The sequence below is a fragment of the Tritonibacter mobilis genome, from assembly GCF_001681715.1.
GTDB lineage: Bacteria > Pseudomonadota > Alphaproteobacteria > Rhodobacterales > Rhodobacteraceae > Epibacterium > Epibacterium mobile.
Genome location: NZ_LNWY01000012.1, coordinates 301623 through 327127, shown reverse-complemented (window position 1 = coordinate 327127; position 25505 = coordinate 301623). Strand labels below are relative to the sequence as shown.

Genomic DNA, 25505 nt, shown 5'->3' with positions numbered 1-25505 from the left:
AAGCAATAGAGGGAGCGGATCACTCCCCCGATTTTTGAACACTCTTTTTCCGAAACGCTCTGAGACGTGCGGTCTTTTCTGCGTTTGCTTTGGCTTCCTCGTCCTGCAGTCGCTTGACGATTTGAGTTGTTCGATCAGCCGAAGACAGTGCACCCGCAGTTTTTGATTTCGCTGCAGATACAGATAGATACCCGAAGATATCCGCGCTGTCTTTGTTTGCTGGGGCGTCGGTCATCTGTCCTTCTCCCCAGCGATGGCTATCAAGCGAGTGCCAGATTGCTGGCTGACGTGCGACCGTCACGACCAGTTTCGAGGTCGTAAGTCACTTTCTGACCGTCATCGATGCGGTTAATCCCAGCGCGCTCAACTGCGGACACGTGCAGGAACACGTCCTGAGTGCCATCTTCAGGCTGAATGAATCCGAAGCCTTTGGTAGAGTTGAACCATTTCACGGTGCCATTGGCCATATCCGTAATCTCCTAAAAAATCTGTCCGCGGAATTGCGACAGGTCGGCAAAAGTCGATCCAAGTCGACCAACCGATACCGTTTTCACGGGAGCAGAAATTCGAAGAGAAGAAACGTTAGCCCGTCGCAGATGGTCGTTTTGTCGCGACAATGCAAGGATTCTTTTCATGGTCGGGCGGCGGAGCATCCGTCACCGAGACGGCAGAGGCGAGGGGCTTGCGAGAGAAACACGACTGAATAGCCCCCGATCGGTTCATTGCTCAGCCCGCGTTGCGAATGCCCTCATCCCGCATCTGAGGCAATCCTTCGGGAGTGCGGCTGCGTACCTTCAGGTGGTAGGCTTGGCAGATCTCTCCTGCCGCGTCAAAGCGAGGACCGGCTGGCGTCAGTTCGAGGCCAGAGCGCCGGGTCAACAGCGCGGATGTCACGGAGGTCAGGCAGAGAAAAGCGTTGATGCGCCATTTCTGTGAAAGCTGCGCAAAGCTGCGGCCCATGGCGTGGCGTACAAGCATGCGCTCACGGCTCTTTAGGCGGTCGGAGACAAAGACTCGGCTGACCTCCCAGATATGGGGATCTTGCGGTGCCTCTGTGTCGAGCACATCCCGCGGTAGATCTGGCAGTAGGCCACGCTGTGCGTCGCGCAGCATGTAGGTGGAGTTCATGCATCGCGCAGTGGTTGGTGTTATGCGAAAGCCACCTTGCACCGAGGCCTCATCATGGATGGCGCAATAGACGCTTTCCGGTGTGTCGTATTGGTCGAACTCCAGACCTCGCACATTCGGCATCGGCCAGCCGCGCACCATAATGAAATGGTGATAGCGCGCGCGCAGAAGGGCGGTGAACAAGTCGCCAGTTTCGCCCAAGTTATCAAAAGTGATTTCAGTTGACTGCATGGATCGCCACGCCTTTTCCCGCAGCGCCCAAGGTCAGCTGCGGCAGTTTCAATAATTTTAATCAACTTTTAGGTGAGTCGGTAAATTAACCGTTAATGACGAAGAGTTGGCGGCCAAGAGGCAGGCCTTGGCACCTTTTTGGGCGGGTATGATCCGCCTGAGTGGCTGGCGTGAGCGCGGCGTCTAGGTGCCTGTGCGCGGGCTCTGTCTGGTCTCGATTGGTTTATGACCATGGGCGGCGGCGACGCGTTGGATTTCCGTGAGCAGCTGCGCCTTGCGGACCGGTTTGGCGATATAGCCGACCGCGCCCAAGCTCAGAAACAGTTCGCGATCCTCGGGCGCAGCATTTGCGGTCAACATCACCACCGGAGTCGCGGCAATCCGCCCGCCGCGCGCGGTCATGGCCAACAGGGTGTCCTGCCCATCCATCACAGGCATCTTCATGTCCAGCAGAACCAGATCCACGGAGGAATGATCGAGAATGGCGAGCGCATCGGCACCGTTGCAGGCCTCTATGAGGTCAAGATCAAAGTCCTTCAGGAAGGAGCGTACCACCAGTCGGTTGGAGGCGGTGTCATCCACCAGCAGGATGGACCGCACCCCGAGGTCAGTGAAGATCGTATCTTGGGTGGGCGGATTGGTGCCAGAGAGTGCCGTCACCTCCAGAACCTGCACGCGGCACGTAAAGGTGAAACAGCTGCCCTTAGCCGGGCTGGTGGTCAAGGTAATGTCACCGTTCATCATCCGGGCGAACTGTCGGGCAATCGACAGGCCCAGCCCTGTGCCGGGTACCGTGGGCGCATTCTTGTCGACCGCCCGGTAAAAGTCCTGAAACAGCCGCTCGGTCTGTTCCGGCGTCATCCCGCGCCCGGTGTCTGCGACCTTGACCTCAATGATCGCGTGATCGCCCTCTGTCGCGGCGCTGGCGTGCACGGTTACCTGACCCTTGTCGGTATATTTGACGGCGTTTGACAACAGGTTGCCGATGACCTGGCGCAGCCGGAGGGCATCGCATTCGGCGTAGGCCGGCAGGCTCTCGTCTATGGTGAACTCGAGCCGCAACCCTTTTTCTTCGGCCGAGGCACGGAACATCTCTATGGCGCTTCGGATCTCTACCGCTGGTGCCGCCGCCGCCAGGCTCAACTCCATCAACCCGGCCTCGATCTTCGCATGGTCCAGCACGTCATCGAGAATGCCCGCCAATGCCAGCGCCGATGTGCGCAACAGCTTGCTGCGCTCCTGCAGCAGCGGGCGATCCTTGTTTTCCTCGTCGATGAGTTCCGACATGCCGCAGATCGCGTTGAGGGGCGTTCGGATCTCATGGCTCATGGCGGCAAGGAACCGGCTCTTGGCGCGGCTACCGGCTTCTGCTTCCTCCAGCGCCCCACGCAGGCGTGCGGTCAACCGATGCTGGGTCCACAGGGCATGGAGCATGTAGGCGGCACCGATCACAGTGATGATCGCCGTGGTCACCATCTCAGCCGGAGTCGCGAACTCTCTGAGGAAACTGACGATGATGAACCCGACCACGCAAATGATCGGGATTGTGGTCAAAAAACCGAAGAATATCCACGTCGCGCGGGCCACCACGCAATGATTGAGCGCGATGATCAGCAACATTGCACCGATCATTTTGAGGAAGGGGTCTTGCTCAAGGAACAACAGCAACGGGATCAGATTGAAGATCCAGACCCCAAGGAAGGCAGAGGTGCTAAACAGCACAATCCCGCGCCAGGTCACTTCCCTTGCCAGCATGCGATATACCAACACACCGACAATCTCAGTCACCGCATAGGCGAGATAGACCGCCCCAAGCACTGTCGCGGGCAGAAAAAACAGCGATAACAGAGAGACGATGGTGATCGAGGCAAAGCGAGTAGGGAGATCCGCGCGCACCAGATCATTCTGAGCGGCCACGGATATCGCAAGTTCAGGCGAGATCTTCAGCATTCGCTCTCTCCTTACGCTGAACGTCCTGACACTCCTCACGCAGGCCTACATACAGCAAATTTCGAATCTCTCCTTGCGTGAAAATATGGCTAAATCATGATTTTGGGATTAATAACGGCGTTTAGACCGCCCACGCAAAGCGAACTTCACTTAACATTTTAAACGTGTCAATTTTTTAGGCAGCGTCTGGTGTTGAGCTTTCCGGTCTCCGGGATGGCGTATGGGATGAAACGGGCAGGGAACGCCGCACTGGCTTAGCGCTCGTTTAATCGCGCATCCCGCACGATCAGCGCCTGGCTCTTGCCATTGCGATGTGACTTCTCGATTAAGATGAACGTCCCCTCAGGACTGAGCGCCGGGAACAGATCCGTGCCCTTTCTGCCGATGTATTCGCGATCATTGTTGAGCTTAAAGCGCAGCACAGGTTTGTCGTCGATGAATACTGTGTAATACCCTGTGCCAATCCATTGCGCCCGGCGCCCTTGACCCGTCGGACTACCAAAAGCTGCACCTCGACGCGGCAGGAATTCATTCTGGTCGAAATGCGTGAGTTCCACACGAAACCGCAGGCGTTCGATATCCTCGATACGGGGTTCGTAGCCAGACCGATAAACGCCATATGTTTGAATAAGGCCCGGAAAATCTGTCCCTTTCCAATTTGCGAGCTGCGGCTCCGGGGTGGTGAACCGCTTCCAGACGCCATCATGGAGCATGACATGCATCTCGCGATTGATCCCCTTTGCAAGGTCATTTCCCGGCAAATCTGAATGTGAGAAGGAGCGGTAGTGGGTGCTTTGCTCGACCATTGCCTTGAGGTCTGCGGCAGAGGGCGCTTCGACATCAACATATGGAAGACGCTCAGTCACGCTCTGGGATGAAACGACATAATACCCATCCAGCGTCACGATGTATCGACCCAGCGAAAATGCCTGAGGCTGATCGATGATTTCACCGATCTCCTGTCCCTGTGCGTTGAGGAATATATAGCGTTTTTTGCCCTCGGCGGTCGAGAGGATCAGGTAAGTGACTCCCAGATCTGGGATGGTGTAATACTCACGAAAGCCCATATCGCTGGAGAGGACCCGGACATCTGCATCCTCGGTCGATACCACAGCGTCCATGTCCTGATATGCAGCGGCATCAAATCCCGCTGGAGCGGGTGTTCGGGCAGGTGGAATATTGGGTGCCGGGGAGCCGCTTAGGACCCACAAGCCCCACTGCACCACCAGTATGGCAACGACCAAAACCCCTGCAAGGATGCCGAGAAATACCTTCATCTTTGTGTAATCCTTTTGCAGGCCAGCGATGGCTGTTAGGGAATTGAATAATATATATATTTTGAACGATTTGGGGGCTTTTACACGAAACTGAGCCTGAGCGCATCCCTTTAGGTCTCGGGTGGGGACGTCCCCCGCTGGCTCTGTCCCGGCTGGGCTGGAAATATAGCGCGTGGTGCATTCCCAAAGGCGCAGTCGCGCAAGATCTGTGATTGAGAGTTAGCTGTAAAACAGGGGATAAGCCGTTGCCAATCGGGCACTTTTCCCTTGGGTGAGTCCTGGTTGTTATCCTGCGGCTGCGTCGATTGTTCCCAGCCTTGCGGAGAATGCAGCCTTGACCTGCCAGTGGTGCGGGGCCATGACACGCACGAAACGGGTGCGCCTTGCGTGCCAGACTTCAGGCGGCGAACAAAGGAGCGCTCATGGCACGACGTGCAGTGCAAAATGCGGGCAGCAACGAGGAACGCGAAACCTCGCGCCGAATTGGAGTTCTAAAGGCGCTCTGGCCGTTTATGCGCCCGTATCGCGGCATGATTTTTGCCGCACTTGGCGCGCTGACGCTGACCGCGGGCGTGTCGCTGTCGCTGCCGCTGGCCGTGCGGCGGGTGGTTGATAACTTTCGCATCACCGATGCCGCATTGTTGAACCAGTATTTCACGGCGGCGATGATTATGGCCGCGCTGTTGGCCTTTGGCACGGGCCTGCGCTACGCGCTGGTGACGAAACTGGGCGAGCGGGTGGTCGCGGACATCCGCAAGGCGGTGTTTGACCGGATCATCGGCATGAGTCCGGCGTTTTTTGAGCGCATCATGACCGGCGAGGTGCTCAGCCGCATCACCACCGACACCACGCTTATTCAATCGGTGCTGGGCTCTTCTGCCTCTGTTGCGTTGCGCAACCTGTTGATTTTCCTCGGTGGTCTGGTTTTGATGCTGCTGACCTCGGCCAAGCTCACGGCGCTGGTGCTGTTGATCGTGCCTGCGGTGATCGTGCCGATCCTGTTTCTGGGCCGTCGTCTTCGGGCAATTTCAAAGGAAAATCAGGACTGGATCGCCGCCTCTTCGGGCAATGCGGGCGAGGCCCTTGGCGCGGTGCAGACGGTGCAGGCCTTTACCCATGAGGATCTGAGCCGCCAGCATTTCTCTGAGATGACCGAGACCTCTTATGAGGTGTCCAAACGGCGCATCCAGACGCGGGCGTGGCTCACTGTGATTGTGATCTTTCTGGTGTTTTCCGGCGTTGTCGGCGTGTTGTGGATCGGGGCCAATGATGTGCGCTTTGGCTCCATGAGCGAGGGCGCCTTGGTGCAATTTGTGATCTACGCGGTGATGGTGGCAGGCTCTGTCGCGGCGCTCTCGGAAATCTGGAGCGAGCTGCAACGTGCCGCAGGCGCAACCGAGCGTTTGGTGGAGCTGTTGCAGGCCGACGATAGCGTGCGCGACCCGGTGCAGGCGCAGACCTTGGCGGAACCTGTGCGCGGTGAGTTGACGTTTGATAATGTCTCTTTCACCTATCCGTCGCGGCCGGATACATCGGCGCTGGATCAGGTGAACCTGACCATTCAGCCGGGTGAAACGGTTGCTTTTGTCGGCCCGTCGGGGGCGGGCAAGACAACGATCATCCAGATGATCCAGCGGTTTTACGATCCGCAATCGGGCGAAGTGCGTCTGGACGGTGTGCCGCTGACAGCGCTGATGCGGGATGCCTTCCGTCGCCATATCGCGCTGGTGCCGCAGGACCCGATCATCTTTGCCGCCACCGCGCGTGACAACATCCGCTTTGGTCGCCCCGATGCGACGGATGCAGAGGTTGAAGCTGCCGCCAAAGCCGCTGCCGCGCATGAATTCATCATGAACCTGCCAGAAGGCTATGACGCCTATGTGGGCGAGCGGGGCGTAATGCTGTCGGGGGGGCAAAAGCAGCGCATCGCTATTGCGCGTGCGATCCTGCGCGACGCGCCTGTGCTTTTGCTGGATGAGGCGACCTCGGCGCTGGATGCCGAGAGCGAGCGTCTGGTGCAGGCGGCATTCGATGACCTGAGCCGGGACCGCACGACCATTGTGGTGGCGCACCGTTTGGCGACGGTCAAAAAGGCGGATCGCATCGTGGTGATGGATCAGGGGCGCATTGTTGCCGTGGGCAGCCATGAGAGCCTTGTGGCAGAGGGCGGGCTTTATGCGCGTCTGGCGCGTCTGCAGTTTACCGACGGGCAGGCGCAGGCTTGACGCTGGTCGCGCAATGGCGGCGATGAGCATATGAGCGCGCTGCATCTGTTTCTTTGAGATAGACAGGCATGTGCTCGACTACTTGCTGTCGGATCCAGAAATTTGTGGCTGCAATTTGCATTGCCTCTGTCTTCGACAACACCATTGTGGCTGCTACATCAAAATAGCGCAGCGTCACTTTGAGCGTTCCCTTACGTGAATTTACGGTCTCGCTTGCGTGGTCTTCAAATTCCAATCATCTTGGCTCAGAGGAACAAATTAGGCTCAGATGCACGGGCTGCGATTGCGTTGAAAACGGCAGGGTCGCCCGGTGTGCCTGTGACTTGCGAAATTGACGATTGGGGGCGCTTGGCCTATGCCGATCCGCCCCAGGGGAGGAACTTGAATGACTTTTGCAACGGTGGCGGATGTCGCGGCGATCGAACAGGAATGCACCTGGGCGGAGCGCGACGTTCCACGTACGCTCTATGGTCTGCTGTCACGCACGGCTGAGCGTTTTCCGAACAACGACGCGGTCAGCTATCAGATCTTTTCCGGCCCCACCGACAAGGCGGAAACCCTGACGTGGCGGGAGCTTAAGGCAAAGACTTGCCAGGCCGCCAATCTGTTTCGCTCGCTCGGGATCGGCGAAAAGGACGTTGTGGCCTATGTGCTGCCTAACGCCAATGAGACGCTGATCACCCTCTTGGGCGGTGCGGTGGCGGGGATTGTGAACCCGATCAACCCGCTGCTGGAGCCGGAACAGATCGCATCCATCCTGCGCGAAACCGGGGCTAAGGTGGTGGTGACGCTCAAGGGCTTTCCCAAGACCGACGTGCCACAAAAAGTGGCCGAGGCGGTGGCGCATGCGCCCAACGTCAAAACCGTGTTGGAGGTGGATCTCAACCGCTATCTGACGCCGCCGAAATCATGGATTGTGCCGCTCATTCGCCCCAAGGTGAACAAGGCCCATGCCCATGCGGATTATAAGAACTTCAACCGTGAGTTGGCCAAGCAGCCCACCGAGCTGACATTTGCCGACAGCGATGGCGACCGGGTGGCGTGTTATTTCCACACCGGCGGCACCACCGGCATGCCCAAGGTTGCGCAGCACACCTATGAGGGGCTGATTTACAATGGCTGGCTGGGGCATACGCTGTTGTTCACCGAAGAAGACAACATCATGTGCCCGCTGCCGCTGTTTCACGTCTTTGCCTGCCATGTGATCGTGATGGCGGCGGTGGCCTCTGGCGCGCATGTGGTGTTCCCGACGCCGCAGGGCTATCGCGGCGACGGCGTTTTTGACAACTTCTGGAAGCTCTGCGAGCGTTGGAAGATCACCTTTATCATCACCGTACCGACGGCGATTTCGGCCAAGATGCAGCGGCCTGTGAATGCGGATGTCTCAACCGTAAAAACCGCGTTTTCGGGCTCTGCGCCCTTGCCGCTGGAACTGTTCCGCCGTTTTGAAAAAGCTACGGGCATCACGATTGTCGAAGGCTACGGCCTGACCGAGGCGACCTGTCTGGTGTCCTGCAACCCGGTCGAGGGGGAAAAGAAGGTGGGCTCCATCGGGATTCCCTTCCCCTATTGCGATGTGAAGATCGTCAAGGGCACCCCCGATGGCATGCAGGAATGCGGCGCGGATGAAATCGGTGAGATTTGCGTCTCCACCCCCGGCGTGTTTACGGGCCACACCTATACCGAGGTCGACAAGAACATCGACCTCTACTATCAGGAGAAATACCTGCGCACCGGCGATCTGGGGCGGGTCGATCCCGATGGCTACCTCTGGATCACCGGGCGGGCCAAGGATCTGATCATTCGCGGCGGTCACAATATTGATCCCGCCGATATCGAAGAAGCGCTGCTGGGTCATGATGCGGTGGCCTTTGCGGGGGCTATTGGCCAGCCCGACGCGCATTCGGGAGAGCTGCCTTGTGCCTTTGTCGAACTGGTGGATGGCGCAACAGCCACCGAAGAGGAGCTGCTGGAATACTGCAAGCGCCACGTCCGGGAACGCGCTGCAATCCCGAAACACATGACAATCATGCCTGAACTGCCCAAGACCGCAGTGGGCAAGATTTTCAAACCCGACCTGCGCCGCCATGCGATCACCCGTATCTATGATGGGGCGCTGGAGAGCGCGGGCCTCAATGCGCGCGTGGGGTCTGTGATTGATGACAAGAAACGCGGTCTGGTGGCGCAGGTTGTCCTGAACGGCAGCAGCGCCGAGGATGTGGGCAATGTTCTGTCGGTCTACACCCGCCCGTGGGAAGAGGCCAAAGCCTGAACCCAACCGAGCCAGCCTAATGAGATTGAAAAGCACGCCACGTTTGGCGTGCTTTTTGCATTTTGCCGTTTTCAACAGGGTTTTGCGGTCCTAGGCTCCATCTGAGTGACACCAGCGACGGTGAGTGTGATGGACTATGAAAAGCTGATCGACGAAGAGACCTGGGCCTTTATCCGGGAGACAGGCCGGCATTACCCGGAGGACTCTGTGGGCCTCACCATCGATGAGCAGCGCGAGGTCTATAACAAAATGGCCGCAGCGTTTCGCAAACCGCGCTCTGCCGTGGTCGAGGTGAGCGAGCACATCGTCGGCACCGTTTCCGTGCGTATCTATGAGGCAGGCGATCCAACCCGCACCGTGATGTACTGTCATGGCGGCGGTTTTGTGGTGGGCGACCTCAACAGCCACGATGATGTGTGTTCTGAAATTTGCGAGCAGACCGGGTATCGCGTGGTCTCGGTGGATTATCGGCTGGCCCCAGAACATGAGCACCCGGCGCAGTTTGATGACGCATGGGCGGTTCTGGAATGGATTGCCAAGACCTATGAAGGCGGAGTGGTGCTGGCAGGCGACAGTGCGGGCGGCATGCTCAGTGCCTGTGTCGCGCAGCACGCGCGGGGCCGCATTGATGACGTTCTGGGGCAGGTGCTGATCTATCCGGGGCTTGGCGGCGATCATGCTTTGCCCTCGTATAGAGAACATGCGCAGGCGCCGATGCTGACGCTTGAGGATGTCAAATTCTATGCAGGCATTCGCAGCGGCGGCACCGAGGTGCAAAATGACCCCACCTATGCGCCGTTGCAGGACAGCGATTTTGCAGGGCTGCCGCCAACGGTGATGTTTTCAGCCGATTGCGACCCGCTGCGCGATGATTGCCGCGCTTATCGCGATGCAATCCACGCCGCAGGGGGCTTGGCAGAGTGGATCAATGAGGCGGGGCTGGTACACGGATACCTGCGCGCCCGTCACAGCGTGGGCCGCGCACGCGACAGTTTTGAGCGGATCGTGCTGGCGATTGAGGGGCTTGGCCAAGAAATCTGGCCCTACGAGGATTAAGCCCTCCGGGGTCATTCATTTTAGGTCTGGATTTGCAATGTGACCAATGCCGCGATCTCTGGGGTAACGTCTTCATTACATTATGGATTCGGGTTGAGGATATTGGCGGTGTTTTTGATCACCGCAATGTCAGCGCTGATCCATGCGGTTGGGCAACAGGCTGAACTGGGACAGATCATATTCTGGCGCTCGGCGGTGGCCTTGGTGCCGATTACCATCTATGCGGCGCTTCGGCGCGGAGCGCAGGCGGGCCTTAGAGCACAACTCAGCACTCGCAATCCGCGCGGGCATATCCTGCGCAGCCTTTTTGGGGCCTTTGCGATGCTATGTTCATTCGCCTCCCTGATCTGGTTGCCGGTGGCGAATGCTCAGGCGCTGAGTTACCTCGCGCCGGTTCTGACGTTGCCACTGGCGGCGCATTTTCTCGGAGAACGTCTGAGCATTCCGGTCATTTTGGGCGCGATTCTGGGGCTGCTGGGTGCTGTTGCTTTTTTGTGGGACGCGCTTGAGACACCGGGACAGGGGGCTCTTTGGGGGATCGGGGCAGGGCTTGCCTATGCGCTGACGATGGCGGTGGTGCGGGTGCATGTCAAAGCGCTGACCCGTAATGAGACCCCGGCGGCGATTGCGTTTTACTTTGCCCTGACCTGTAGCGTGATCGGTCTGGCGACGCTGCCGTTTGGCTGGCTGGCGCTGACGCCATCGGTCTGGGCATTGCTGATCGGGGCGGGGCTGCTTGGCGGTCTTGCGCATATTGCCTCGACCGAGGCGGTGGCGCGCAGTCCGATATCTGCGCTGGCGGTGTTTGACTACACGGGGTTGATCTGGGCGATGCTGTTTGACCTCTTGTTGTTTAGCCATGTGCCGACGCCACTGTCATGGCTTGGGATCATTGCAATCGCGGCGGCGGCCTTGTTTGGCGCATGGAGGCCCAAGCCCGTAGCGGTATGAGCGCGTTAGCCTGCGTATTGCGCGCAGGTTTCCTGATAGGCCTCAAAGTGATACCAGCCCGCGCTTTTGATCTGCCAGTCACCGCTTGAGATCGTGACATAGGTCCAGCCGCCTGCCGGAATGTGGCCATAGCTGATGGTATCGCCGGGAAGGATTTCTCCGATGACGTTCGTATTCTGGCTGTGTCCTGCGCGCAGGGGCACCGGATCGCCCAGCCAGCCGATACAGGCTCTCTCAAACCCATGGCTCAAAGGGAGATCAATGAGCCGCCTGCGGGTGGCGATATCCGGCAAATCCAGCGCTGTGCGACTGGTGTCGATGCGACAGGCCGCATCTTCTTCCTGTTGCTGAATAAGGGCCACCTTGGCCTTATCCGCATCAGAGAGGCTCACGGATTTTCCGATACAGTCACCATTGTCAAACAGCCGCTGCCCCAATGTCGAGCCAAAGCAATATCCGGCACGATCGATAATGGCGTTTCGCGTGAACCACAGATCCTCGCAGTAATCCCCCGCCACAGCCGGGGCGGCTGCGGCGAGTGCGAGGAGGGGAACAATGAGCTTCATATCGGACCTCATGAAAGGCTGGGCGAGGCCGAAATGCGTGACCTCAGCGCAAGAATGCCCCAGCTTTCATGCTCTGTGCAACTGGCGCGCCCAGGCGATTGAGGATCGTCGGGGCCAGCTGTAGCTGGTCGATCACGTCATCCTCAGCCGGACCTTCGGCATCGCCAAAGTAATAAAGCGCAGTTTCCTGTTGCAGGGGATGGCGTCCGCCGTGGTGGCCGCGGTCGTCCTGACCGTGGTCTGCAGTCACGATCACCTCATAGCCCATGGCGCGCCAGCGCGGAATAAAAGGCGCGAGCATCTCGTCCATGACAAAGCAGGCTTTGTCCATCTCGGCGCTTTCGTGAAAGAACCGATGCCCCATGCTGTCCAGCGTGCAGGTGTGCAACATGCCGTAGTTCAGATCAAAGCGACCGCAGAGGTTGGTCAGCGTGGCAAACAGATCCACATCCGAGGGTGTCATCTGGTTGTCGTGGCCATAGCCGGTCATGGAGTGAAACCGGCCATGGTTGATGGTGGCGCTTTGAGGTTCGTCATACTCAATGTCGCGCACGTAATCGAAGGGGGAGCGATTGAAGAACTCCGACCAGAAGCTATGCGCAACAGCACCCGTGGTGCCGCCCCCTTTGCGCACCTGAGAGAACACATCGTCGTGGCTGAGGCGAAAGACATTGCCGTTACCGGTGCAGCCATGTTCCTGCGGGCTGACCCCGGTGTGGATCGAGGCATAGCAGCTCGCGGAGATCGAGGGCAGCACCGCGCGGTGTTTCCAGATGCGCGCGTCGCCAGATGCAACCCAGCCTTCGAGGTTGCCAAACAGGCGACGGAAATTGCGGTAGGGCACGCCGTCAAGGATGATGAGCAGAAGTTTGCGGTCCATGTGAGAGGTCCTGGGCTGGGGTTTGATCTATGGGTGCTCAGGTCAGCGCCCTCCCTGGGGGGAGGGTCGGGCGCTGTCCGGCCTTGCGGCCGAACAGGGCTTCTATTGTCTTGCGCCCGCATCGAGCGGGCGCTGCCGGTTGGCAGGAGGCGGGCATCAGTTGCCCGCGCTCTCCATCTTGCGATTGGCGATGACCTCTTCGAGCCAGCCCAGTTTCATCTCTGGTACGGAACTCAGCAGAAGGTCGGTGTAATCATCAAAGGGCGGGCTCAGCACCTGCGTTTTGCCGCCGTAGCGCTGGACCTTTCCCTTATACATCACCGCGATATTGTCCGAAATCGCGCGCACCGTCGCCAGATCGTGGGTGATAAAGAGATAGGCCACATCCTCGATCTTTTGCAAGTTGAGCAACAGCTTCAGGATGCCATCGGCGACCAGAGGATCAAGCGCCGAGGTGACCTCGTCGCAGATGATCATCTTGGGCTTTGCCGCCAATGCGCGGGCGATACAGACACGCTGTTTCTGCCCGCCCGACAGCTCTGCCGGGTAGCGGTCCATAAAGCTCTCGCCAAGTTCAATCTCATCGAGCAACTCGATGATCCGCTTGCGCTTTTCACTGCCCCGGAGGCCGAAGTAGAACTCCAGCGGGCGGCCGATGATGGTGCCCACAGTCTGGCGTGGGTTCATCGCCACATCCGCCATCTGGTAGATCATCTGCAATTCGCGCAGATCCTCGCGGCTGCGGTGTTTGAAGTCCGGAGTGAGAGTGCGCCCGTTGAAGTAGATCTCCCCCTCGCGCGGCGGCAACAGCCCGGTGATGACCCGCGCGAGCGTCGATTTGCCCGAACCAGACTCGCCCACCACAGCCAGTGTCTGACCGGGGTAGAGATCCACGTTCACATTGTGCAGCACATCGAATTTGGTGCCCTGATAGCGCGCGGTGATATTGCGCACCGACAGGACCGGCTCCTCGGTGGGGGCCTTTTCCTCATGCTCGATGGAGCGCACGGAAACCAGCGCCTGCGTGTACTCTTCTTGTGGGTTGTTGATGATCTGATCGACCGTGCCGTATTCCACGGTTTCGCCGTGGCGCAGCACCATGATGTCATCAGAGACCTGCGCCACCACCGCGAGATCGTGGGTGATATAAAGCGCGGCCACGCCGGTGTCGCGGATCGCTTCCTTGATGGCCATCAAAACATCGATCTGCGTGGTCACATCAAGCGCCGTCGTGGGCTCGTCAAAGACCACCAGATCTGGTTCAGGACAGAGCGCAAGTGCTGTCATGCAGCGCTGCAACTGGCCGCCGGAGACCTGATGCGGATAGCGAGCACCGATGTTGTCGGGATCGGGCAGGCCGAGCTTGGCAAAGAGGTTGCGAGCGCGATCTTCGGCCACTTTGCGCGAAAATTTACCCTGCTCGACCGAGGCCTCAATCACCTGTTCCATGATGGTCTTGGCCGGGTTGAACGACGCGGCTGCGGATTGCGACACATAGGTCACCTCGCCACCGCGCAGTTTGCGGATGTCGCTCAGTTTGGATTTGAGGATATCGCGCCCGTTGACCCAAACCTCGCCGCCGGTGATCTTCACGCCGCCCCGACCGTAAGCCATGGACGACAGACCGATGGTGGATTTGCCCGCGCCGGACTCCCCGATCAGACCGAGCACCTTGCCGGGCATCAGATCAAAACTGACGCCGTGCACGATCTCGATATCATGGGGTTTTTCGCCGGGCGGATAGACCGTGGCGCCAATTTTTAGGTCGCGGACCTTCAGGAGTGGTTCGCTCATCCCCGGCCTCCTTTCAGCGATGTGGTTCGGTTCAGAACCCAATCCGCCACGAGGTTCACCGAGATCGCAAGGGTTGCGATGGCGAAGGCGGGGATCAGGGCGGCGGGGATGCCATAGACGATGCCGTCCTTGTTTTCCTTCACGATGCCGCCCCAGTCTGCCTCGGGGGGCTGTACGCCCAGGCCAAGGAACGAGAGGGTGGAGACAAAGAGCACCATGAAGATAAAGCGCAGACCCATCTCTGCCACCAGCGGCGACAGCGCGTTGGGCAGGATTTCGCGGAAGATGATCCATGCGGTTTTCTCGCCGCGCAGACGGGCGGCCTCCACATAGTCCATCACCTCGATATCGACGGCAACGGCGCGGGCCAGACGGAACACGCGGGTGGAGTCCAAAAGACCCATCACGAGGATCAGCATGGGCACGGTCACCGGTGTGACCGACAGCACCACCAGCGCAAAGATCAGCGTCGGGATCGACATGATCAGATCGACAAAGCGCGACAGCAGCTGGTCAACCCAACCACCGGACACCGCAGCAAATATGCCGAGGATCGCACCGGTGGTGAAGGAGATCACCGTCGCCATTGTGGCGATAAATATGGTGGTGCGCCCGCCGTAGATCATGCGGCTCAGGAGATCGCGGCCGATATTGTCGGTGCCCAGCCAGTAGTCGGCGCTGGAAGGTTCCCAGACGTCACCGACCACTTCGGCCATGCCATAGGGGGCCAAGAGCGGCGCAAAGATCGCGCCGAGGAAGTAAAGGGCCGTGAAAAACAGCCCGATCAATGCGGATACGGGGATATTCTTCATTTCGGATGCCTCAGACGCGGGTTCGACAGGATCGACACGATATCGGCAACCATGTTGAGGCCGATATAGACGGCGGCAAAGATCAGACCACAGGCCTGCACCACCGGCACGTCACGTTTGGAGACATGATCCACCAGATATTGCCCCATGCCGGGATAGACGAAGACCACTTCGATCACCACGACACCGACGACCAGATAAGCAAGGTTCAGCATCACCACATTCACAATCGGTGCAACCGAGTTGGGAAAGGCGTGGCGCCAGATGACCTTGAAGGTCGAAAGCCCTTTCAGTTCAGCGGTCTCGATATAGGCGGACTGCATCACGTTGAGGATCGCCGCACGGGTCATCCGCATCATGTGGGCAAGCACCACAAGCGTCAGCACCGCAACGGGCAGGGCGATGGAATTGAGCTTCTGCCACAGGCTCATACTGTCGTTGATCATGGCGACAGAGGGAAACCAGCGCAGTTTCACGGCGATCAGATACATCAGGACGTAGCCGATCAGGAATTCAGGAATGGAGATCGACGCCAAAGTGACGCCTGAGATCAACTTATCGGGCCAACGATCTTTGTAGCGTACCGCCAACAGACCGAGGAAAATGGCCAGAGGCACCGCAATGATGGCGGCCCAGAAGGCGAGGAACAGCGTGTTGGAGAGGCGCGAGCCAATCGCAGAAGTGATGTCCTGTCCAGAGGTCAAGGCAGTGCCAAGATCACCCTGTAACGCACCGAAAAGCCATTCAAAATAGCGAGTAAGCGGAGGGTCGTTCAGGCCAAGATCTGCGCGCAGGTTGGCGAGCGCTTCGGGGGTTGCGGATTGTCCGAGGATGGACTGGGCGACGTCACCGGGCAGGATCATGGTGCCCGCAAAGATCAGTGCCGAGATCATCAACAGGAGGAAGAGGCTCAGCGCAATGCGCTGAGCCAGTAGCTTTAAAACCGGATTCATATCAGGCTTTGACCCACATTTTCATGGGCGCATAGAAGTTGTTCAGCTCAAAGCCTGTCTTGGCATCGACCCAGCCGTCCACTTCGGTGCTGACACCGTCAATGAAGCTGTTGAACATCGGGCAGACCAAGCCACCCTCGTCGCGGACCATGGTGGACATATCCGCATACATCTGCGTCCGCTTGGCCTCATCCAGTTCTGCGCGTGCCGCATAGAGCAACTGGTCGAATTGCTCGTTGTTGAAACGGGTGTCGTTCCAGTCTGCGGTGGACAGATAGGCGGTTGAGAACATCGAATCCTGCGTCGGACGGCCACCCCAGTAGGAGGTACAGAAGGGCTGTTTGTTCCAGACCTCGGACCAGTAGCCATCGTTTGGCTCACGCTTGATTTCGAGGTTGATGCCCGCTGCCGAAAGCGATTGCTGGAACAGCGCAGCCGCATCCGGCGCACCCGGGAAGGAGTTATCGGAGGTCCGCAGCAAAATGGAGCCGTCATAGCCCGATTTCTGCATGTGGAACTTCGCCTTGTCGGGATCGTAGGTGCGCTGCTCCAGTTCAGTGAACAGCGGATAGGACGAGTTGATCGGCGTGTCGTTACCAATAGAGCCATAGCCGTTCAGGATCTTGTCGACCATTTCCTGACGGTTGATGCCGTATTTCAGCGCAATGCGCACATCGTTGTTGGCAAAGGGATCTTTGTCGCAATGGGCGATGAACACATAGTGACCCGGACCTGCGGTTTCACGCACGTCGATAGTCGGGGCGCGGTCCACAAGGCGTGCGGTGCGCGGCGGAACGCGGTTGATCATATGCACCTGACCGGACTGCAGGGCAGCAACACGCGCGGTATCGTCGTTGATGACGATAAACTCGATGGTGTCGGCATGACCCAGCGAGTCGTCCCAGTAGTTGGGGTTCTTTTCCGCAACAAAGCGCACGCCGGGCTCGACCGATTTCAGGATGTAGGGGCCAGTACCGATCCCTGCCGCCGGATCGTCCTTGCCACCACCCGGCTGGATCAGCAGGTGATAGTCGGTCAGCAGATAGGGCAGGTCGGCGTTGGGTTCGTCCAGTTCGATGATGAAATCAGACCCCTCGGCGCGCATGGATTTGATCCCGCGCATAATGCCGAGCGCGCCGGATTTACTTTCCTCGCCGGAGTGACGCTCCATCGTGGCAAGCACGTCTTCGGCAGTCAGTTCCTTGCCGTTGGAGAAGGTCACACCCTGGCGGATCTTGAAGGTCCAGACGCGGGCGTCGGCAGAGGCGTCATAGCTTTCGGCCAGACGGTGCCAGATGCCGCCCATCGGGTCGAGTTCGACCAGCGGTTCGCCCCAGAGACGGGAAACTGAGGTTGCGGTGGCATTTGCGGCCAGTGCCGGATCAAGGCTGTCAGCAGAGCTGCCGCCCTGAATACCAATCCGGATGGTGCCGCCCTTTTGCGGACCTGCGGCCTTGGCAGCAGTGGCCAACAGCGTGTTGGCCCCCAGTGCGGCCACACCCAGCGCCGCAGCGCGGCCGAGGAATTCGCGTCGGCCCATACGGCCCAGAGCGGCTTCCTGTGCGAGGTGCTTGAGATAATCGTTCATTCGTTGTCTCCCTGTCGAGGTTACGGGTAGGCCCCGGCTTTTTTCTTGAATGGTGAATCAAGATTTGCCGATTTGGCACACTGGGGCAAGGAATAATGCCAGAAAATTGCGTGAGCCTTGCTGGGGGTGCCGGGAAAACCGGCCATTATCGCGCCCATGTCAGCCCGCACATCCTCTGGCTCGAGCGGGGGTGTTACCCCGGTCTTGCGGGTTTGTTTGGACGGTCATCGGTGTCGAGCGAGATTGTAACAGGACCGTCGTTGACAAGTGAAACTTTCATGTCAGCGCCAAACTCTCCGGTCTCAACCGGCAGCCCGATCGCACGCATTTTGTCGCAAAAACAATGATAAAGGTGCTTTCCTTCATCTGGAGGGGCCGCTTTGGAAAAGCCGGGCCGCGTGCCGCTCCGGGTGTCGGCACCCAGCGTGAACTGGCTAACCACCAGCACGGCGCCACCAATGTCGCTGACGGAGCGGTTCATCTTGCCTGCGTCATCGCGAAAGATCCGCAGGCGAGAAATTTTATGCACCAGTTGCGCGGCCTCATCTTCCGAGTCGCCCTGCATGGCGCAGACCAAAACCAGAAGACCGGGACCGATTTCGCCGATGACATTTGTATTGACGGTGACGCTGGCGGTGCTCACACGTTGCAGGAGGGCACGCATGCCTGTCCTTTCATCTTGGGATTACGGGAGAGGGCTGAGCGCGCCTTGTCGCCGATAGAGCAGCGCCTGTCAGCATCAGCCAGAGTGACCGCGACCGCCTGAGGTCGGGTCCGTCTTGGGTGGCTGTGACGCCTGCGTGGCCGTTGGTCGAACTCGCTCAAAGCGCTGTCGGACAATGTGTCGTCTCCCCGGATTTGGCGCGAACATGCCGGGGGTGTCGCGAAAACGCAAGCAGATGTCGGAATTTAACTCTGTGACGCGAGGTAGGCCACACCCGCCGCGACAATCAGACCCAGCACCACGGCACCGGCGATCTTCCACGCGGAATAGGGGCGTTCGCCCTGCACGCGGCCGGACTGGCCATTGACCACAAAGCGATAGCTTTGGCCGCGGTATTTATAGGCCGCCAGCCAGACCGGCAGCAGCACATGTTTGAAGGTCACCGCGCTGACATCCGTATCGACCGAACTGATGCGCTGGCGGTCGCCGCCGATGTCGAATTTAATGTCGCGTTCGATGACCCGGTCCATTTTCTGGCGTGCATCGGCAAAGCCTGTCTCAAGGTCGACTGTATAGGCTTCGGCCCGGAACCCGGCCAGATACTTGGGTTGATAGGGCGCAAGCTGCGACAGATCCCAAGGCTCCAGCCCTTCGGTATATTTGCGCGGCAGGCTTTTGGAGGCCAGCACCAACACGTCATCAAAGAACCGCTGCACGCGCCCGCGCACATTCGACCAGCGCACGCGGATTTCGGTGCGCACCTGCGGCTTGCCATCGACCATCACGGTGCGGCTGACGGTATATTCCGTGCCGCGCTGGCCAGTGTATTGGCTGTGGGTCTGGGCGTCATAGGTCCAGTACGGAACGTAAATCCCATCGAGCTTGCGCCCTTTCTGGGCGTAGTCCTTGAGGCCATTGGGGGCGAACCACAGCCCGCCGAGCCAGTCTTCCATCGCCTGACGCGCGGCGCGTTCGTCAAACTGAAAGGGCAGCACGCCCTTGGGTTTGATATGGCGATTCTCGCCGGTGTCTGCCACCACCGGGGTCGCGCAGAAGGGGCATTCCAGCGCATGCACCGAGGGGTCAAACTCCACTTGTGCTGCGCAATTGGGGCAGGAGGAGACGCGCGTCACTTCCATCTCGGCAGCGGGAAGCTGTTCGCGCAGGGCCTTGAGGAAATCAAGCTCCTTCAGCGCAGCGCCGCCCCATGGGCTTTCAGTGAGGTCTTTCTTGTGACCGCAGTGATCGCAGATCAGCGCGCCCTCGGCGGGGGCAAAGCGGTAGTCCGCGCCGCATTGCTCGCAGGGAAAACGATGGGTTTCCTCGGCCTGTTGCGGGGCTGCGTCCATTGTGGGCGGGGGCGGCGGTGTCTGGGTCACGTCAAGCGGGCTCTTTGAACACAAGTCTGGTCGCGGGAAGGGGGCGGGGCGCAGATATAAGAGGGTCGGGCGTCAGCGCGCCCGACCTTTGGACCTCGCGGCGTGAGGTTCAGCTGCCTGCGGGTGGTGGTGGTGGTGGCGGAGGGGGCAGGATGGTGAAAAGCTGAGCCAGCTCTGTCACGTCGCCTGCGCGCATCCAGCCGTCCTGACCCGGTGTCCAGACATGGGTGTCGCGGGTAAGCTGGCCTTCTTGGGCCATGCGTCCCATGCGGGCCTTGGAGTAGGGACCAGAGGTCTGACCGTTTTCTGCAATGTGCCAGACATGTTCCACCGGCGGTGGTGGCGGGGCCATCGGTGCGGCTTGGGGCGACGGGTGCGACGCAGCGGGTGCGGGCCGTGCGCCCCATGGCCCGGTGGTCTGACCCGCTGCCTGAGACGGTGCGCCTCCTTGCATCGCCTGACCCATCTGCTGTGCCATGGACATCCCCATCCCCATGCCGAGACCGGCGCCCATGCCGCTGTTGGGGGTCTTGGCGGCGGCTTCCATCGCTTCGGCGGCCTTGAACTGCGTATAGCGGCCCAGATCGCCGATGATGCCCATCTGGGTGCGCTTGTCCATCGCCTGCTCCACCGCCGGCGGCAGGGAGATATTCTCAACATAAAGCTCAGGGATCGAGAGGCCGTATTCTGCCACAACGGGGCCGATTTCGGCCGCGACCAGCTTGCCCAGATCGGCAGTGTTGGCAGCCATATCGAGCACCGGAATGCCGGAGCTTGCGATTGCGCGAGAGAACTCCTGCACGATGATATTGCGGATCTGGTAAGAGATCTCGTCCATGGTGAACTCACCATCGGTGCCGACAATCTCGGTGAGGAACCGCGCCGGGTCCACCACCCGCACCGAATAGGTGCCAAAGGCGCGCAGGCGCACCGGGCCGAACTCTGGGTCGCGGCACATGATCGGGTTCTTGGTGCCCCATTTGAGGTCATTGAACCGCGTCGTCGCGACAAAGTAGATCTCGGACTTAAAAGGCGACTGGAAACCGTGGTCCCAGTGCTGCAGCGTCGTCATCACCGGCATGTTGTTGGTTTCGAGCATATAAAGCCCGGGCGTAAACACATCCGCCAGCTGGCCTTCATGCACAAATACCGCCGCCTGACCTTCGCGGACCGTCAGCTTGGCACCGTATTTGATTGCATGGCCTTCGCGCTCAAAACGCATGACCATCGTGTCGCGGGTATCATCGGTCCAATGGATGACGTCGATGAATTCGCCTTTGAGAAAATCGAAAATGCCCAAGGTGTTCCCTCCCACGGCTGTTTCCCAAGATGTAGCAATCCATTGGTCCTGAAACCAGAGGGCAGCCCGCTTGGGGGGCGTTTTTGCCAATTTGAAGCGGAGTTTCCCCGCAAAACCGGGCAGCGGATCGCAGGGCTGCCCGGTTTTTTCACGCAAATGCGCGCGACTGAGGTTAGCTTTGCTGGACCCAAAGGCGGGTCAGCCCGTGGAAATGATAGCTGTTGGAATACTGCGGTGCCTCCGCCAGCTTCAGCTCTGGGCAGCGCGCAAAGAGGATCGGCAGGGCAATCTCCATCTCCAACCGCGCCAGCGGCGCGCCAACACAGAAATGCAAGCCGCCGCCAAAGCTCTTGTTCACCTTGGGCGGTCGGGTCGGGTCAAACTGATCTGCGCGCGCCAGCGCCTCCGGGTCGCGGTTGGCTGCCGCCAGCATCAGCGCCACCAAATCTCCGCGCTGGAAGGTATGGCCGAGCATCTCGACCTCCTCATAGGCGTAGCGGGTGAACATATGCAGCGGCGGATCATAGCGCAGGATCTCCTCCACCAGCCCGCTGATGCCCTCGGGGGCCAGCCACTCGGGCGACCAGCCCTGTTCCAGCATCGTCTTCACCCCGTTGCCGAGCGAATGCACCGTCGCCTCGTGCCCGGCATTGAGCAGCAGGATGCAGGTCCCGATCAGCTCATCGGTGGAGAGGCTCTCGCCATCTTCTTCGGCCTGAATGAGGCGGGTAATCAGATCATCGCCCGGTGTCTTGCGGCGCTCGTCCACATAGTCTGTGAGAAAGGCGATGAACTCTTCGCTCGCTTTGGCGGCGGCATGTTCGGTCTCGATGGTTTTGGAGGCCTGATACATTGCCACCATCTTGTGCGACCAGTCCAAAAGCTTCGGGGCCATGTCTTCTGGTACGCCGAGCAGGCGACAGATCGCGATCACCGGCACCTGCGTGCAATAGGCGGTCAGCAGATCAAAGGGCGCATCATTGGGAAAGGCATCAATCAGATCATGGCACAGCGTCTCCAGCCCCGGTGCGAGCGCTTTGATCTCGCGGCTGGTAAAGGCGCGCAGCACCAGTTTGCGAAGGCGTGTATGCCGGGGCGGTTCTGCATCCAGCAAGGAATGTGCTTCGACCTGCAAGAAGGGCGCGAGATGGGCCGGGCCCTCGGTGGCCATCTCGGCGGGGATTTCGCGGCCAAAGCGGCGGTCGCGCAGCAGCATATGCACCGCATCATGGCCAAAGGCGGCCACCATTTTATAGTCCTGCCAGTACCCGAGTTTCCCAGTTGCGCGCGCGGCGTCGTAAAAGGGATAGGGGTCCTGGACAAAGTCTGGGTCAGTCGGGGATTGGGTCAGTGTTTTCATGTATATGGCTTTTTGCGGAGGTCTCTGGCCTTGGCAAGGGGGGCTTTGCTACTGTGGCGCAATGTTGGATACACGTCACCCCCGTCTCGCCCTGATATTCGGCGTTGTTCTGGTCATCGTGGTGCTGTCTGTCGCGGTTTGGTCATCGGCCTACCGGCAGGCGCTCACGGCGCTGGGAGAGCGCACCGCGTCCGATCTGGCGCTGGCCTCTGATCGGGTCAGCACGCAATTGCAGATTTTTCGCGAACAAGCGGTGCTGGTGGTGGAGCATCCGGGGCTTCAGACGCTCGACAATGCAGCAGGGCGGGAGTTGGCGACAAATTTGCTGCGCCGCTTTGCCGATAAATCCGGAGCGCTGGATGTGTTTTATGCGGATGCCAGCGGGCAGGTGCTGGCGGCAGCCGAAGGGGTCGCGGGAGCGGATGTCTCGCAAAACCGCTATTTTCGTCGCGCCATGCAAGGCGCCATGGGGGCAGAGCCGATGGTGCTACCCGGTGGCAAACGCCGCGCCTATTTCTTCGCGGCGCCTGATTACGGCCCCGATGGGCGGGTGCGCGGGACATTGGTGGTGGTGGCCGATATTGAGGTGGTCGAACAGACGTGGCGTGGCTCGCTGCCGGCGGTGTATTTCACCATCGAGGATGGCCGGGTTTTTATGTCGAACCGGTTTGAGCTGCTGTTCTGGCAGTTGGATGATGACAAGACCGGGCTGATGACCGCCGATGGGGGCGATCTGCCGCTGAAGGTGCGTCATGTGGGGGAACATGAAATCTGGCAACAGGGCTGGAGTCCCTATTTGCCCAATCAGGCTCTGCATCTTGGCATTGATCTGCCCGCCATTGGGATGCGCGGCGAAATTCTGGTGGATGTAACGCCAGCGCAGCGGATCGCCACATTGCAGGCCATGGCGATGGCTGCGGTCTGTCTGGCCTTTGGCACGATCCTGTTCTGGGTGGCAGAGCGCCGCCGCACCTTGGCAAAGGCCAATGCCGAACTGGAGGTGCGGGTTGAGACCCGCACGCGCGCCCTGTCGGATGCCAACGTGCAGCTGCGCCGGGAGGTCCGCGAACGCAAGGAGGCAGAGGCGGCACTGAAACAGGCGCAGGCCGAATTGGTGCAGGCCGACAAACTCTCGGCGCTGGGGCGGATGTCGGCAGGGATCAGCCACGAGTTGAACCAGCCGCTGATGGCGATTCAGCAGTTTGCCGAAAATGGTCAGGCCTTTCTGGAGCGTGGCAAATCGGAACGCGCAGGCGAGAACCTTACGCGGATTGCGCAGATGTCGGCGCGGATGGCCCGGATCATCAAGAACCTGCGCGCCTTTGCCCGCAATGAGAGCGAGCCGGTGGGCCGTGTCGATCTGGTGCAGGTGATCACTGCGGCGGTGGAGCTGACCGAAACCCGCCTGCGCGACCATGACGTGATGCTTGACTGGCGGCCCCCCGAAGCGGGCGCGATCTGGGTGCGCGGCGGCGAGGTGCGTCTGACGCAGGTGTTTGTGAACCTCATCAACAATGCGGTGGATGCGATGATGGGACAGGACGACCGCCTTGTTCGGATTGTCGTCAACGATGGCGAGCGGCTTACGGTAACTGTGCGCGACATCGGCCCCGGCCTGAAGCAGCCCGAAAAGGTGTTTGAGCCGTTTTACTCCACCAAGGCGGTGGGCAGTTCGGAAGGCATGGGGCTGGGGCTGTCCATTTCCTACGGTCTGGTGCAAAGCTTTGGCGGCAACATCCGAGGCACCAATACCGAACATGGCGCCCTGTTCACGGTTGAGCTGGACTACTGGAAAGAGGAAACCGCCGCATGACGCGCTCTCTGTCACCGCTGCCCACCCGCAAAGTCTTACTGGTAGATGATGACGCCGCCGTGCGCGAGGCGTTGGGCCAGACGTTGGAACTGGCGGATCTGGATGCGGTGACGGCAGGGTCGTTTGTCGCGGCCAAGGATCACATCGCGCCAGAGTTCGACGGGGTGATCCTGTCGGATATGCGGATGCCGGGGCGCGATGGGTTTCATCTTCTGGCCTATGCGCAGGAGGTGGATGCGGAACTGCCGGTGGTGCTGCTGACGGGCGAGGGCGATATCCCGATGGCGGTGCGGGCCATGTCCGAAGGCGCGTTCGATTTCCTCGAAAAACCCTGCGAGACGGCAAAGTTGATGACGGTGCTGGAGCGGGCGCTGAAAACCCGCGCTCTGGTGCTGGAAAACCGCCGTTTGCAACGGCAACTGGAGCGGGGCGACCCGGCGGCACGGATGATCTTTGGCACCTCGCCGCAGGTGCAGGAGTTGCGCGCGCGGGTGCGCGCCGCCGCCGTCACCGAGGCAGAGGTGCTGGTGAGTGGCGCGCCGGGCAGTGGCATTCCCAAAGTTGCCGAGGTGGTGCATCTGATGTCGCGGCGCGGGCAGGGTGCGTTTGTCAAACGCCCGGCGGCGGGGCTGACGCCTGAAACCTTTGAGGAGCTGTGCCACAGCGCCGAGGGAGGATCGCTGTTCCTTGATGAGCTGTCCGCCATGCCGCAAGAGACGCAATACGCGGTGCTGGCGCGGCTGGAGCAGGGCAGCGATGCGCGCATCATCGGCGGCTCTTCCGTTGATCTGTCTGAGAGGGTTGCGGGGGGCAGCTTTAATGCCGATCTCTATTACCGGCTTGATGTGATGCGGGTGCGTATTCCGTCGCTCGCCGAGCGGCGCGACGATATCCCGGTGCTGTTTCGCCATTACGTGTCGCAGGCGGCAGAGCAAGCCGGGATTGATGCGCCCGAAATCAGCCCCGAGACCCTCGCCAGCCTGATGGCGCAGGATTGGCCCGGCAATGCGCGGTCCTTGATGTCGGCGGCGATGCGCTTTGTGCTGGGGATGCCGGAGGAGGTCTCCAAAGCTGCCGACCTGGGGTTGGCAGAGCAGATGGCGCAGGTGGAGCGCTCCCTGTTGATTGCGGCCTTGGGACGGCAAAACGGCAAGGCGGCTGCGGCTGCCGAAGCGCTGAAGCTGCCGCGCAAAACCTTTTACGACAAGCTTGCCCGCTATGGGATTCGCCCGGAAGACTATCGGCGCTAACGCCTGTGCGGATTTTCGCACAACCCGCAACAGCCCTGTGTGAAATCCCGCACAGG

21 protein-coding genes are annotated in these 25505 nt (G+C 59.8%); 6 read left to right on the top strand and 15 right to left on the bottom strand.

The annotated features are described in order from the left end of the window. Positions 1-19 precede the first annotated feature (19 nt). The 5 genes from UB90_RS12790 to UB90_RS12770 form a co-directional block, all read right to left on the bottom strand. The gene (locus UB90_RS12790) at positions 20-235 is read right to left on the bottom strand and encodes a hypothetical protein (RefSeq protein ID WP_065326045.1); all 216 of its coding nucleotides are present in this window, start codon (positions 233-235) and stop codon (positions 20-22) included. 25 nt (positions 236-260) lie between these two features. After that, positions 261-467 (bottom strand): cold-shock protein, encoded by a 207-nt coding sequence (locus tag UB90_RS12785; RefSeq protein WP_065326044.1) that lies wholly within the window; start codon positions 465-467, stop codon positions 261-263. A 259-nt stretch (positions 468-726) separates the two neighbouring features. After that, positions 727-1359 (bottom strand): acyl-homoserine-lactone synthase, encoded by a 633-nt coding sequence (locus UB90_RS12780; protein WP_065326043.1) that lies wholly within the window; start codon positions 1357-1359, stop codon positions 727-729. A 183-nt stretch (positions 1360-1542) separates the two neighbouring features. After that, entirely contained in the window at positions 1543-3309 is a 1767-nt protein-coding gene (locus tag UB90_RS12775) for an ATP-binding protein (RefSeq protein WP_065326042.1), read from the bottom strand. A gap of 254 nt (positions 3310-3563) precedes the next feature. Beyond that, on the bottom strand, positions 3564-4586 hold the full coding sequence (locus UB90_RS12770; protein WP_065326041.1) for a hypothetical protein: 1023 nt from the start codon (positions 4584-4586) through the stop codon (positions 3564-3566). A gap of 422 nt (positions 4587-5008) precedes the next feature. On the opposite strand from UB90_RS12770, the gene UB90_RS12765 reads away from it, so the two are divergent. The 4 genes from UB90_RS12765 to UB90_RS12745 all read left to right on the top strand — a co-directional run bounded on the left by UB90_RS12765 (position 5009) and on the right by UB90_RS12745 (position 11090). Further along, positions 5009-6811 (top strand): ABC transporter transmembrane domain-containing protein, encoded by a 1803-nt coding sequence (locus tag UB90_RS12765; protein ID WP_065326040.1) that lies wholly within the window; start codon positions 5009-5011, stop codon positions 6809-6811. A 385-nt stretch (positions 6812-7196) separates the two neighbouring features. Beyond that, the gene (locus UB90_RS12755) at positions 7197-9083 is read left to right on the top strand and encodes an acyl-CoA synthetase (RefSeq protein ID WP_065326038.1); all 1887 of its coding nucleotides are present in this window, start codon (positions 7197-7199) and stop codon (positions 9081-9083) included. A gap of 129 nt (positions 9084-9212) precedes the next feature. Beyond that, a complete protein-coding gene (locus UB90_RS12750) occupies positions 9213-10139 on the top strand; it encodes an alpha/beta hydrolase (RefSeq protein WP_065326037.1) in 927 nt (308 codons plus the stop codon). A 39-nt stretch (positions 10140-10178) separates the two neighbouring features. Further along, positions 10179-11090, top strand: coding sequence for a DMT family transporter (locus tag UB90_RS12745; protein WP_065326036.1), 912 nt, complete (start codon positions 10179-10181; stop codon positions 11088-11090). Positions 11091-11095: 5 nt separating this feature from the next. Here the strand turns inward: UB90_RS12745 and UB90_RS12740 are convergent, their stop codons facing one another. From UB90_RS12740 to UB90_RS12695, 10 genes are all read right to left on the bottom strand, one after another. Next, complete coding sequence (locus UB90_RS12740; RefSeq protein WP_065326035.1) at positions 11096-11656, bottom strand: DUF4453 domain-containing protein; 561 nt, start codon at positions 11654-11656, stop codon at positions 11096-11098. 43 nt (positions 11657-11699) lie between these two features. Next, positions 11700-12536 carry an alkaline phosphatase family protein gene (locus UB90_RS12735; RefSeq protein WP_009176541.1) on the bottom strand — a complete coding sequence of 279 codons (837 nt, stop codon included), beginning with the start codon at positions 12534-12536 and terminating at the stop codon, positions 11700-11702. A 156-nt stretch (positions 12537-12692) separates the two neighbouring features. Beyond that, positions 12693-14330 (bottom strand): ABC transporter ATP-binding protein, encoded by a 1638-nt coding sequence (locus UB90_RS12730; protein ID WP_065326034.1) that lies wholly within the window; start codon positions 14328-14330, stop codon positions 12693-12695. Next, a complete protein-coding gene (locus tag UB90_RS12725) occupies positions 14327-15142 on the bottom strand; it encodes an ABC transporter permease (protein WP_005628639.1) in 816 nt (271 codons plus the stop codon). The genes UB90_RS12730 and UB90_RS12725 overlap by 4 nt, the downstream gene beginning before the upstream one ends. Then, positions 15139-16095, bottom strand: coding sequence for an ABC transporter permease (locus tag UB90_RS12720; protein ID WP_005628642.1), 957 nt, complete (start codon positions 16093-16095; stop codon positions 15139-15141). Before UB90_RS12720 ends, UB90_RS12725 begins: the two co-directional genes overlap by 4 nt. Before the next feature lies 1 nt (position 16096). Next, positions 16097-17683: an ABC transporter substrate-binding protein gene (locus tag UB90_RS12715; protein ID WP_065331978.1), complete on the bottom strand. Its 1587-nt coding sequence runs from the start codon at positions 17681-17683 to the stop codon at positions 16097-16099. 193 nt (positions 17684-17876) lie between these two features. After that, positions 17877-18347, bottom strand: a complete 471-nt coding sequence (gene dtd, locus UB90_RS12710; RefSeq protein WP_065326033.1) for a D-aminoacyl-tRNA deacylase — start codon at positions 18345-18347, stop codon at positions 17877-17879. Positions 18348-18592: 245 nt separating this feature from the next. Beyond that, positions 18593-19696: a TFIIB-type zinc finger domain-containing protein gene (locus UB90_RS12705; RefSeq protein ID WP_065326032.1), complete on the bottom strand. Its 1104-nt coding sequence runs from the start codon at positions 19694-19696 to the stop codon at positions 18593-18595. A gap of 139 nt (positions 19697-19835) precedes the next feature. Beyond that, on the bottom strand, positions 19836-21026 hold the full coding sequence (locus UB90_RS12700) for an SPFH domain-containing protein (protein ID WP_065326110.1): 1191 nt from the start codon (positions 21024-21026) through the stop codon (positions 19836-19838). 172 nt (positions 21027-21198) lie between these two features. Continuing rightward, complete coding sequence (locus UB90_RS12695) at positions 21199-22386, bottom strand: cytochrome P450 (RefSeq protein WP_065326031.1); 1188 nt, start codon at positions 22384-22386, stop codon at positions 21199-21201. 61 nt (positions 22387-22447) lie between these two features. On the opposite strand from UB90_RS12695, the gene UB90_RS12690 reads away from it, so the two are divergent. Both UB90_RS12690 and UB90_RS12685 read left to right on the top strand, forming a co-directional pair. Continuing rightward, positions 22448-24199: a sensor histidine kinase gene (locus UB90_RS12690; protein ID WP_065326030.1), complete on the top strand. Its 1752-nt coding sequence runs from the start codon at positions 22448-22450 to the stop codon at positions 24197-24199. Next, on the top strand, positions 24196-25449 hold the full coding sequence (locus UB90_RS12685) for a sigma-54-dependent transcriptional regulator (RefSeq protein ID WP_065326029.1): 1254 nt from the start codon (positions 24196-24198) through the stop codon (positions 25447-25449). Before UB90_RS12690 ends, UB90_RS12685 begins: the two co-directional genes overlap by 4 nt. Positions 25450-25505: the final 56 nt, after the last annotated feature.